The organism is Streptomyces sp. NPDC054863, assembly GCF_053610825.1.
This window is the reverse complement of record NZ_JBSGZD010000270.1, coordinates 1-10903: the sequence shown is the minus strand read 5'-3', so window position 1 is coordinate 10903 and position 10903 is coordinate 1. Positions and strand designations below refer to the sequence as shown.

The window sequence follows — 10903 nt, the reverse complement described above, 5'->3', positions numbered from 1 at the left end:
GGGGCGGCCCCCACGCGGAGCGCGCCCCCTCCCGACCGCACGCCCCCGGCACCGCCCCCACCCGAGACGGAGTACCCGTACCGCCATGGCCACCACCATCGACCACGACCCGTCCCTGTCTCCGACGACCAGTTCTCCGACGACCAGTCCACACCTCCTCGACAACGCCGCCTGGGCGGCCCTGACCGGGCCGCACGCCCGTTTCGCCGAGCGGGTCGGACGAGCGGCCCGCTATCCGACGGGCGTCGCGCCGTTCACCGCCCTCGACGACCCCGCCGATCCCCGTGCCTGGGACGACCTGGCCCGGCTCGTCGGGCCCGGCGCCGCCATCTCCGTCACCGGCGTACCGGACGCGGGCGTCCCCGACGGGTGGCGGACCGAGCACAGCATCGAGGGCGTCCAACTGATCGACACCTCCCTCCGCGCGGAACCCGCGCCCGAAGCGGTCCGGCTCGGCCCCGCCGACGTGCCCGAGGTCCTCGAACTGGTCGCCCTCACCAGACCGGGCCCCTTCCTGCCGCGCACCGTCGAACTCGGCACCTACCTCGGCATCCGGGACCGCGGACGGCTGATCGCCATGGCCGGCGAACGCCTGCACCCGCCGGGCTGGACCGAGATCAGCGCCGTCTGCACCCACCCCGACCGGCGCGGCCGGGGACTGGCCACCCGGCTGGTCCGGGCGGTGGCGGCGGGCATCAGGGAACGCGGGGAGACCCCCTTCCTCCACACGGCCGCGAGCAACACCGACGCGATCCGGCTCTACGAGTCGATCGGCTTCACTCTGCGCACCCACAACCGCTTCCTGCTCGTACGAGCCCCGGGCGTGGCACCGCAGGCGGACGACGGCACCGCGGCACCCCGTCGTTCCACCCCGTAGTACCGAATCGATCAGGAAGGCAGCCCTCCCATGTCACCCACACCCACACCCACACCCACACCCGCACCCGCACCCCTCCACCTCGCCGTCGCCCTCGACGGCGCCGGCTGGCACCCGGCCGCCTGGCGCGAGCCCGTCGCCCGGCCGCGCGAACTCCTCACCGCCGCCTACTGGCTGGACCTGATCGCCGAGGCCGAACGCGGGCTGCTCGACTTCGTGACCATCGAGGACGGGCTCGGCCTCCAGTCCTCGCACCCCACCGCGCCCGACGACCGCACCGACCAGGTCCGCGGACGCCTGGACGCCGTCCTCGTCGCCGCGCGGGTCGCCCCGCTGACCCGGCACATAGGCATCGTGCCGACCGTGGTGGCCACCCACACCGAGCCGTTCCACCTCTCCAAGGCCATCGCCACCCTCGACCACGTGAGCTCCGGCCGCGCCGGTCTGCGCGTACAGGTCACCGGCCGCCCGAACGAGGCCGCGCACTTCGGGCGTCGTACCGTCCCGCCGCTCCCCGCCGGCGGCTACCGCACCCCCGCCGGACAGCAGGTGGCGGGCGAACTCGTCGACGAGGCCGCCGACTACGTCGAGGCCGTGCGCAGGCTCTGGGACAGTTGGGAGGACGACGCGGAGATCCGTGACGTGGCCACCGGCCGCTTCATCGACCGCGAGAAGCTCCACTACGTCGACTTCGACGGCAAGCACTTCCGCGTGAAGGGCCCCTCGATCACACCCAGGCCGCCCCAGGGCCAGCCGGTCGTCAGCGCCCTGGCCCACGGGAGCGTTGCGTACCGCCTCGTCGCCCGGTCCGCCGACGTCGGGTACGTCACCCCGCACGACGCCGCCGAGGCCCGCGCCGTCGTCGACGAGATCCGCGCCGAACAGGAGGCGGCGGGCCGCGCCGACGACCCCCTGCACGTCTTCGGTGACCTGGTGGTGTTCCTCGACGACGAACCCGGCGCCGCCGCGGCCCGCCGGGACCGGCTGGACGCCCTCGCAGGCAGCCCGTACACCAGTGACGCCCCGCTCTTCACCGGCACCCCCACCCAACTCGCCGATGTGCTCCAGGAGTTGCAGTCCGCCGGACTGTCGGGTTTCCGGCTGCGGCCCGCCGTCGCGGGCCACGACCTCCCGGCGATCACCCGTCGGCTGGTGCCCGAACTCCAGCGCCGCGGTGCGTTCCGGCGGTCGTACGGGGCGGACACCCTGCGCGGACTGCTCGGCCTCGCCCGCCCCGCCAACCGCTACGCAGCCGCCGCACCCACCCCCGCCTGAGTCCGCCCGAGCCGGAAGGCCACCTGACCATGAGCAGCAAGCCCCTCAACAAGCCCCCCAACAAGCCCCTCAGCAAGCCCCTCAGCAAGCCCCTCAAGCAGGTCCACCTCGCAGCCCATCTCCCCGGCGTCAACAACACCACCGTGTGGAGCGACCCCGAGGCGGGCAGCCACATCGAGTTCAGCTCCTTCGCGCACCTCGCGCGCACCGCCGAACGCGCCAAGTTCGACTTCCTCTTCCTCGCCGAAGGGCTGCGACTGCGCGAACAGGGCGGCGAGATCTACGACTTGGACGTCGTGGGCCGCCCCGACACCTTCACGGTCCTCGCCGCACTCGCCGCCGTCACCGAGCGCCTCGGTCTGACCGGCACCATCAACTCCACCTTCAACGAGCCGTACGAGGTGGCCCGCCAGTTCGCCAGCCTCGACCACCTCTCCGACGGGCGCGCCGCCTGGAACGTGGTCACCTCCTGGGACGCCTTCACCGGCGAGAACTTCCGCCGCGGCGGCTTCCTGCCGCAGGGGGAGCGCTACTCCCGCGCCGAGGAGTTCCTCGCCACCGCGCACGAACTCTTCGACTCCTGGCACGGGGACGAGATCGTCGCCGACCGGCGGACCGGCACCTTCCTGCGCGACGCACAGGCCGGGGCCTTCGCACACCGGGGTCAACACTTCGACATCCAGGGGCAGTTCAACGTCCCGCGCAGCCCGCAGGGCCGTCCGGTGATCTTCCAGGCGGGCGACTCCGAGGAGGGCCGCGAGTTCGCCGCGGCGAGCGCCGACGCGATCTTCAGCAGGCACGCCACCCTCACGGAGGGTCAGGCGTTCTACGCGGACGTCAAGGGCCGCCTCGCCCGGCACGGCCGCAGCGATGACGAACTGCTCATCCTGCCCGCCGCCACCTTCGTCCTCGGCGACACCGACGCCGAGGCGCGGGAACTGGCCCGTGAGGTGCGCCGGCAGCAGGTCAGCGGCGCCACCGCGATCAAGCACCTCGAATTCGTCTGGAACCGGGACCTGTCCGCGTACGACCCGGAAGGCCCGCTCCCCGAGATCGACCCGGACCCCGGCGAACACACCGTCGCCCGTGGCCGCGCCCAGGTCAGGATGTACCGCGACCCGCTGGCCACCGCACGCGAATGGCGCGAACGCGCCGCCGCCAACCGCTGGTCGATCCGCGACCTCGTCATCGAGACCGGCAACCGCCAGACCTTCGTCGGCGCCCCCGCCACCGTGGCCGGGACCATCAACGACCTCGTCCAGGCCGACGCGTCCGACGGCTTCATCCTCGTCCCGCACGTCACCCCCGGCGGCCTCGACCGCTTCGCCGACACCGTCGTGCCCCTGCTCCAGGAACGCGGCGTCCACCGCACCGAGTACGAGGGCACCACCCTGCGCGACCACCTCGGCCTGACCCGGCACGCGGCAGCCGCGACAGCCGACCACTGACGCCGACCACCGACCCCACGGGCCCCAGACGACCGGTCCCTGACCCGCGACCCCACCACCGGCCCCGACCCCCGACCCCACCACCGAGCCGACCACTGAGCCGACCACTGAGGAGCACACCCACCATGTCCGACATCCCCCTCGGCGTCCTCGACCTGGTGCCGGTCCCGTCCGGCTCCACCGCCACCGACGCGCTCCGCAACTCCATCGACCTGGCCCAGCAGGCCGAGCGCTTCGGGTACGCCCGCTACTGGTTCGCCGAGCACCACCTCAACCCCGGCGTGGCCGGCACCTCGCCCGCCGTCGTCCTCGCCCTGACCGCCTCCGCCACCTCGGAAATCCGGCTCGGCGCCGGAGCCGTGCAACTCGGCCACCGCACCGCCCTGTCCACGGTCGAGGAGTTCGGCCTGCTCGACGCCCTGCACCCCGGCCGCATCGACCTGGGCCTGGGCCGCTCCGGCGGTCGGCCGCCCGCGACGCCCGCCGCCCCGCCGCCGGCCGCGACCCCGGTGGTCGAAGGGCGCGCCCCCAACGGGCTGCGCATCCCGCCCCGGTTCTCCTTCGCGCATCTGCTCGGCTCGCCGCGCGTCGCCCTCCAGCGTGCGCTGCTCCAGCAGCCGCGTGCCGAGTCGCAGGACTACGCCGAGCAGATCGACGACATCCGGGCGCTCCTGGCGGGCACGTACCGCTCGCAGGACGGCATCGAAGCGCATGCCGTGCCGGGCGAGGGCGCAGAGCTGGAGCTCTGGATCCTGGGCAGCAGCGGCGGCGAGAGCGCCGAGGTCGCGGGCAGGCGCGGGCTCCGCTTCGCGGCGAACTACCACGTCAGCCCCGGCACGGTGCTGGAAGCGGCGGAGGGCTACCGGGCCGCTTTCGAGCCGTCCGAGATCCTCGACAAGCCGTACGTCAGCGTGTCCGCGGACGTCGTCGTCGCCGAGGACGACGAGACCGCCCGCGAACTGGCCACCGGCTACGCCCCCTGGGTCCGCAGCATCCGCACCGCCGAGGGGGCGATCCCCTTCCCCACCCCGGACGAGGCCCGCGCCCACGTCTGGACCGACGAGGACCGGGCGCTGGTCCAGGACCGGGTCGAGACCCAGTTCGTCGGATCCCCGGGACGCGTCGCCGACCAGCTGGCACAGCTCGGGGAGGCCACCGGGGCGGACGAGCTGCTGATCACCACGATCACCCACGGCCACGCGGACCGCGTGCGTTCGTACGAGCTGCTGGCCGAGGAGTGGCGCAAGAGGTAGCGAGCGGCAGGCCGTGACCGTAAGGGCAGGTCGGGGGCCGGGAGGGCACGCAGCATAGAGTCGGGGTGAGCGGCGGCTCCCGGCCTCCGCCCCAGCCCACCACGAGCGAGTACGAGGAGCAGCCGTGACCGACCCGGCGTCCAGCACCCTGCAGCAGGAGATCGCACGGGATCTCCAGGTGTCGATGAGTTTCGATCCGGAGCAGGAGATCGAGCGGCGGGTGGCCTTCCTCACCGAGCGGCTCACCTCCACGGGACTGCGGTCGCTGGTGCTCGGCATCAGCGGCGGTGTGGACTCCACGACCGCGGGCCGGCTGTGCCAGCTCGCCGTGGAGCGGGCCCGCGCCGCAGGACACGAGGCGACCTTCTACGCCATGCGCCTGCCGTACGGGGTCCAGGCCGACGAGAAGGACGCCCAGCTCGCCCTCGGCTTCATCAACGCCGACCAGGTCCTGACCGTGGACGTGAAGTCCGCGAGCGACGCCTCGCTGGAGGCCGCACTGGCCGGCGGCGTGACCTTCAGGGACGCGCGCCACCAGGACTTCGTCCAGGGCAACATCAAGGCCAGGCAGCGGATGATCGCCCAGTACACGGTCGCGGGCGCGCAGAACGGCCTGGTCGTGGGCACCGACCACGCGGCCGAGGCGGTCTCGGGGTTCTTCACGAAGTACGGGGACGGCGCCGCCGACGTCGTACCGCTGACCGGACTGACCAAGCGCCGGGTACGGGGCGTCGCCGACGCGCTGGGCGCTCCGGCCGAACTGGTCTGGAAGGTCCCGACGGCGGACCTGGAGACCCTCGACCCGGGCAAGCCCGACGAGGACGCCCTCGGCGTGACGTACGACGAGATCGACGACTTCCTGGAGGGCAAGCCGGTGGGCGAGGCCGTCTTCGAGACGATCGTCCGCCGCTACCGGCTCACCGACCACAAGCGTCAGCTGCCGTACGCACCCCGAGGCTGACCTTCGGGAGCCTGCGCCCGGGCGTACTCCTCGCCCAACAGACCGGCCAGCGCGACCAGTTGAGGGGTCGCGCGGTCGGTGCGCCAGACCAGCCCCAGCTGGGATGGCTCGTCGAGACCGTCGACCACGAGGTACCGCACGTCGCCGCGGACGACGCGCTCGGCGATGGGGCGGCACACCAGCATGGCGCGCTCGCCGCCGGCCACCAGCGCCAGGCCCTCCTGGACGGTGGTGATCCCCGTCGTGGAGCGGATGGGGGTGCCCGCGGGCGTGGTGTGCGGCACGCGGGCGGCCTTCCAGTACTCGGGGGCGTCCCCGGCCGGACGCAGGACGTCCAGGCCCGCCAGCTCCTCCGCCGGTACGCGGCCGGCGCCGGCCAGCGGGTGGGAGGCGGCGACGACCAGCAACTGGTCCTGCGGCGGGAAGTGGAAGCCGACCGTCAACTCGGGCTCCCTGCAAGGGAGTTCCACCGCTACGGCATCGAGAAGGCCGTCGCGGACGGCCGAGAAGGGCGAGCTCCACGGGATCTCGCTCAGCACCGTCGTCACCTCGTGCCGGGCGCGCAGCCGGCGGAAGGCCTCGGCGACCTCTTCGTGGACGCTGCCGTGGAAGCCGATCCGGATCTCGTGCAGATCGCCGCGCCGGGCACGTGCCTGGGCCCCGGTGACGACGCTGTTCAGCGCCTCGTAGGCCGGCCGCACCTCGTCGGCGAACTGCGCCCCGAACCGGGTCAGTTCCACGCGGCGGCTGGTGCGGTCGACGAGCCGTACGCCGACGCGCCGTTCGAGGCCCGCGACGAGCTGGCTGACCCGGCTCTGGGAGCAGCCGAGGCGGGCGGCGGTCCGGCCGAAGTGCAGCTCGTCGGAGAGCACGAGCAGACACTCGATCTCCTGGACGTGGACCTGGTTCATGTCGACGACCCTAGTCGGCGAGCCCCACCGATCGATGAGCCTGGTTGATCGATCGATGAGGAAATCGGCGTTGTTCCCGGTCGGGGGCGCTGTTTGGCTGACGCCATGAGCTCCCACACGCCCACCGCGCCCACCTCCACCGCGCCTACTTCCACTTCCACCGCGTCCACTTCCACCGCGTCCACCTCCGCCCGCACCACGCCGTGGCAGTGGGTCGCGGTCGCCGCCCTGGCCCTGAGCACGTTCGTGGTCGTCACCTCGGAGATGCTGCCGGTCGGCGTGCTGACCCCGATGGCCGACGGACTGGGCATCAGCCCGGGCACGGCAGGCTTCAGCCTCTCCTTCACCGGCGTCGTCACCGCGGTCACCGCCCCGCTGGTGCCCCGCGTGCTCGGCGCGCTCGACCGGCGCGCGGTGCTGGCCGCCGCGATGGTGGTGCTGGCCGTCGGCAACGCGCTGACCGCCGCGGCAGAGGGCTTCGGACTGCTGGTCGTCTCCCGGATCGTCGTCGGCGTCGGTATGGGCGCGGTGTGGGGCCTGGCGCCCGCCGTCGCGACCCGGCTCGTGGCCCCCCGCAACGCCATGCTCGCGGTCTCCTGCACCGTCGGCGGCGTCGCCGCGGCCTCGGTCGTCGGCGTTCCCCTGGGCACGTTCGTCGGCAACTCCTTCGGCTGGCGGGCCGCGTTCGCCGTAATGACCGCCGCCGCACTGCTCCTCACCGCCGGGCTGCTCCTCGCCCTGCCGCGCCTGCCCCGCCCGGCCGCACCCGCAGGACCGGCCGACCGGTCCGCCCGCCAACCCCTGCTGCGCAACGCCCCGGTGGCCGTCGGCCTGCTGCTGACCGTGTTCCTGGTCACCGCGCACTTCGCCGCGTACACCTACGTACGACCCGTACTCGAAGAGTACACCGGGGTGAAGCCCGGGACCGTCGCCCTGTTCCTGCTGCTCTACGGACTCTTCGGGCTGATCGGCAACTTCGCCGCCGGTGCCCTCGCCGCACGCCGCGCGCGGCTCACCGTGCTGGGTCTCGCGGCCGGCATCGCCACCTCGATCCTGCTGCTCGCGCTCTTCGGCACCGCCGCCGGAGTCACCGGCTTCGGCATGGCCCTGTGGGGCCTGACGTACGGCGGTCTTTCGGTCGCGGGCCAGACCTGGATGACGCAGTCCGCACCGCACCGCGTCGAGCACATCACCGGGCTGTACGTCGGCGTCTTCACCGCCGCGATCGCCCTGGGCGCGTTCCTCGGCGGCACTGTCGTGGAATCGGCCGGGATCGTCCCCCTGTTGTGGAGTGCCACCGCGCTCGCGGCGGTGGCGCTGGCCGTCGGGGTGTTCGGCCGGGTCAGTCCCCGTTCTTGAGCCAGGACACGAGCGCGAGCGCGTAGGCGACGGCCATGACCGCCTTGCCGTAGATCAGCGCGTACAGGCAGGCGGACACCCCGAGCACGCAGCACAGGCCGCGGCGCTCCCGGGACCTGGCGAGGAACCAGAGGGCCACGACGTGGCCGAGCGGCACCAGGTATCCGAGGTGCCACACGAACGGCAACGGGCCCACGAACCGGCCCACGTACCCCAGGATCCCGGCGAGCAGCGTGAACATCGCCGGGAGCGCCCACCACAGGGGGTCCGGCCCGTCCGGTGCGCTCATGTGGTCCGCAGCGGTGGGCTGCGCCTCGGCCGGAACGGGCCGGTCCTTGGGCGGTGTGCGGAGTGAGGAGTGGGGCTGCATGGGGCAAGTTCACCGCGAGGGAGCCATGGTGCGGCAGGGTGCGGGTACTCAGTTCGCCTCGGTGGCCGTACTCAGTTGCCGGTGGCGACGAGATCCCACCCGACGGTCGCCCACGCCGCGTCGAGCGCCTTCACCAGCGCCCCCGCGTCGCGCGCGAGGTCCACATCGTCGATGCGGGCGATCGGCTGGTTCGGGCGGTGCGAGTTGGTGGCGGCGGCGGCCAGGAACGACGGAAGGTCCGCTGCCTGTACGGGGCGCGAGGTCCAGGGCACCGAGGCGCGGGTCAGGCCGGCCTGGAGGAGCTGCATCGTGATGCCGGACAGCATCGGGGCCTGGGGCCAGACGACCTGTTCGCCGTCCCAGAACACCGCGTTCCACACCGAGCCCTCAAGGACCAGACCGTCCCGCCCGACGAACAGGACGTCGTCGTCACCGCCCGCCCTGGCCTGCAGCGCCCGGTGGGTGACGCCCATGGTCGCCAGGTGCTTCAGGTGGGGCAGGTCTCGTTCGAAGGGTGTGGTCCGTACCCGCAGCGGCGGGCGAGGGGCGGCGGGCACCGGTTCGTCGACCGCGACGATGACGTCCGTACGGTCCGGGTCGCTCGCGTGCGGAATCACCGTGATCCGCACCGAGGCGTCCTGCTGCGTACCGACCGCGTGGTGGAGCAGTGCGCGTATCCGGTCGGAATCCGCATCCACCGCGCTGCAGAACAACTCGCGTGAGGCCGCCCGCATCCGTGCGAGGTGCAACTCCAGTCCCTGCACCGCCCCTTGGCGCACCTGCATCGATGTGTAGTGGCCGTAGTTCCAGGCCGCGGCGCGGTGCAGTTCCTCGGCCAGGGGCGGTCCGCCGTTGATCTCGATGGTCAGCATCCGGCCATGCTGTCACGGCGCTGTGACGGCGCCAGAATGTGGACCGCTGCGACCGCCCTTGACCTGCACTGGAACAATCACCGCCCAGGACGAACAGAACGACCAGAACACCCGTGCGCTCACGTAAGGATGTGTCCAGATGTCTGCCACGACCGAGAACGGTGTCATCGAGAAGCTGTACGGCGAGGTGCTGCGCCGCAACCAGGGCGAGGGCGAGTTCCACCAAGCGGTCCGCGAGGTCCTCGAAACGCTGTCGCCGCTGCTGAGCGCCCGCCCCGAGTTCATGGACGCCCGCATAGTGGAGCGCATGTGCGAGCCCGAGCGGCAGCTCATCTTCCGGGTCCCGTGGTCGGACGACAGCGGCGTGGTGCACGTCAACCGCGGTTTCCGGGTGGAGTTCTCCAGCGCGCTCGGCCCCTACAAGGGCGGCCTGCGCTTCCACCCGTCGGTCAACCTCGGCATCGTCAAGTTCCTCGGCTTCGAGCAGATCTTCAAGAACGCCCTGACCGGCATGCCCATCGGCGGCGGCAAGGGCGGCTCCGACTTCGACCCCAAGGGCCGCTCGGACGCCGAAGTCATGCGCTTCTGCCAGTCGTTCATGACGGAGCTCCACCGCCACATCGGCGAGTACACCGACGTGCCCGCCGGTGACATCGGCGTCGGCGGCCGTGAGATCGGCTACCTCTTCGGCCAGTACAAGCGCATCACCAACCGGTACGAGTCCGGGGTGCTCACCGGCAAGGGGCTCGGCTGGGGCGGCGCGCAGGCGCGCACCGAGGCGACGGGCTACGGGTGCGTGATGTTCACCGCCGAGATGCTGCGGGCCAGGGGCGAGAGCCTGGAGGGCCGCAGGGTCGCGGTCTCCGGCTCCGGCAACGTCGCCATCTACGCCATCGAAAAGGCGCAGCAGCTCGGCGCGACCGTCGTGAGCTGTTCGGACTCCGGCGGGTACGTCGTCGACGACAAGGGCATCGACGTCGCACTGCTCAAGGAGATCAAGGAGGCGGGCCGCGGCCGGGTCTCCGAGTACGCCGAACGCCGGGGCGCACACGCCCAGTTCGTCGCCGGACGCGGCGTCTGGAACGTTCCGTGCGACGTGGCGCTGCCCTGCGCCACGCAGAACGAGCTGGACGAGAACGACGCCCGCACCCTGGTGGCCAACGGCGTCCGCGCCGTCGCCGAGGGCGCCAACATGCCCACCACCCCGGAAGCCGTACGCCTCTTCCAGGAGGCGGGCGTCGCCTTCGCCCCCGGCAAGGCGGCCAACGCGGGCGGAGTCGCCACCAGCGCACTGGAGATGCAGCAGAACGCGTCGCGCGACTCGTGGACCTTCGCCCACACCGAGGAGCGGCTCGAAGAGATCATGCGGCACATCCACGACGCCTGCCACACGACCGCCGAGCGGTACGGCGTGCCCGGCAACTACGTGGTCGGCGCGAACATCGCGGGCTTCGAGCTGGTCGCCGACGCGATGCTGGCGCAGGGCCTGATCTGACGGTCTCCTGATCTTTTCGTACAGGCCGGTGTCGCGCACGGGGACCACCGGCCGGGGAGTTCGACGGGGCGATCGCCAGGAT

The 10903-nt window shown here is 72.4% G+C and carries 10 protein-coding genes; 7 read left to right on the top strand and 3 right to left on the bottom strand.

Annotation, left to right across the window (positions count from 1 at the left end; genetic code table 11):
• Positions 1-85: 85 nt before the first annotated feature.
• The 5 genes from ACWGIG_RS31430 (at position 86) to nadE (ending at position 5814) form a co-directional block, all read left to right on the top strand.
• Positions 86-877 (top strand): GNAT family N-acetyltransferase, encoded by a 792-nt coding sequence (locus ACWGIG_RS31430; RefSeq protein WP_453325087.1) that lies wholly within the window; start codon positions 86-88, stop codon positions 875-877.
• 30 nt (positions 878-907) lie between these two features.
• The gene (locus ACWGIG_RS31425) at positions 908-2152 is read left to right on the top strand and encodes an LLM class flavin-dependent oxidoreductase (protein WP_453325086.1); all 1245 of its coding nucleotides are present in this window, start codon (positions 908-910) and stop codon (positions 2150-2152) included.
• A gap of 29 nt (positions 2153-2181) precedes the next feature.
• Positions 2182-3600 carry an NtaA/DmoA family FMN-dependent monooxygenase gene (locus ACWGIG_RS31420; RefSeq protein WP_453325085.1) on the top strand — a complete coding sequence of 473 codons (1419 nt, stop codon included), beginning with the start codon at positions 2182-2184 and terminating at the stop codon, positions 3598-3600.
• A 125-nt stretch (positions 3601-3725) separates the two neighbouring features.
• Complete coding sequence (locus tag ACWGIG_RS31415) at positions 3726-4853, top strand: LLM class flavin-dependent oxidoreductase (RefSeq protein ID WP_453325084.1); 1128 nt, start codon at positions 3726-3728, stop codon at positions 4851-4853.
• Positions 4854-4977: 124 nt separating this feature from the next.
• Positions 4978-5814, top strand: coding sequence for an ammonia-dependent NAD(+) synthetase (gene nadE, locus ACWGIG_RS31410; RefSeq protein WP_453325083.1), 837 nt, complete (start codon positions 4978-4980; stop codon positions 5812-5814).
• Here nadE and ACWGIG_RS31405 read toward each other — a convergent pair.
• Entirely contained in the window at positions 5787-6725 is a 939-nt protein-coding gene (locus tag ACWGIG_RS31405; RefSeq protein ID WP_453325082.1) for a LysR family transcriptional regulator, read from the bottom strand. The two genes, nadE and ACWGIG_RS31405, sit on opposite strands and share 28 nt — an antisense overlap.
• Positions 6726-6830: 105 nt before the next feature.
• Here ACWGIG_RS31405 and ACWGIG_RS31400 point away from each other — a divergent pair, with 105 nt between their 5' ends.
• Complete coding sequence (locus ACWGIG_RS31400; protein WP_453325081.1) at positions 6831-8084, top strand: MFS transporter; 1254 nt, start codon at positions 6831-6833, stop codon at positions 8082-8084.
• Here the strand turns inward: ACWGIG_RS31400 and ACWGIG_RS31395 are convergent.
• Both ACWGIG_RS31395 and ACWGIG_RS31390 read right to left on the bottom strand, forming a co-directional pair.
• Entirely contained in the window at positions 8068-8454 is a 387-nt protein-coding gene (locus tag ACWGIG_RS31395; protein WP_453325080.1) for a hypothetical protein, read from the bottom strand. The two genes, ACWGIG_RS31400 and ACWGIG_RS31395, sit on opposite strands and share 17 nt — an antisense overlap.
• A 71-nt stretch (positions 8455-8525) precedes the next feature.
• A complete protein-coding gene (locus ACWGIG_RS31390; RefSeq protein ID WP_453325079.1) occupies positions 8526-9326 on the bottom strand; it encodes an aminotransferase class IV in 801 nt (266 codons plus the stop codon).
• A gap of 139 nt (positions 9327-9465) precedes the next feature.
• Between ACWGIG_RS31390 and gdhA the strand changes: the two genes are divergently transcribed.
• The gene (gene gdhA, locus ACWGIG_RS31385; RefSeq protein WP_453325078.1) at positions 9466-10821 is read left to right on the top strand and encodes an NADP-specific glutamate dehydrogenase; all 1356 of its coding nucleotides are present in this window, start codon (positions 9466-9468) and stop codon (positions 10819-10821) included.
• Positions 10822-10903: the final 82 nt, after the last annotated feature.

What these genes read in the sequence shown, in the direction of transcription:
- ACWGIG_RS31430 (WP_453325087.1), top strand. Translation starts at nt 86, where the DNA reads ATGGCCACCACCATCGACCACGACCCGTCCCTGTCTCCGACGACCAGT.
- ACWGIG_RS31425 (WP_453325086.1), top strand. Translation starts at nt 908, where the DNA reads ATGTCACCCACACCCACACCCACACCCACACCCGCACCCGCACCCCTC.
- ACWGIG_RS31420 (WP_453325085.1), top strand. Translation starts at nt 2,182, where the DNA reads ATGAGCAGCAAGCCCCTCAACAAGCCCCCCAACAAGCCCCTCAGCAAG.
- ACWGIG_RS31415 (WP_453325084.1), top strand. Translation starts at nt 3,726, where the DNA reads ATGTCCGACATCCCCCTCGGCGTCCTCGACCTGGTGCCGGTCCCGTCC.
- ACWGIG_RS31405 (WP_453325082.1), bottom strand. Translation starts at nt 6,725, where the DNA reads ATGAACCAGGTCCACGTCCAGGAGATCGAGTGTCTGCTCGTGCTCTCC.
- ACWGIG_RS31400 (WP_453325081.1), top strand. Translation starts at nt 6,831, where the DNA reads ATGAGCTCCCACACGCCCACCGCGCCCACCTCCACCGCGCCTACTTCC.
- ACWGIG_RS31395 (WP_453325080.1), bottom strand. Translation starts at nt 8,454, where the DNA reads ATGCAGCCCCACTCCTCACTCCGCACACCGCCCAAGGACCGGCCCGTT.
- ACWGIG_RS31390 (WP_453325079.1), bottom strand. Translation starts at nt 9,326, where the DNA reads ATGCTGACCATCGAGATCAACGGCGGACCGCCCCTGGCCGAGGAACTG.
- gdhA (WP_453325078.1), top strand. Translation starts at nt 9,466, where the DNA reads ATGTCTGCCACGACCGAGAACGGTGTCATCGAGAAGCTGTACGGCGAG.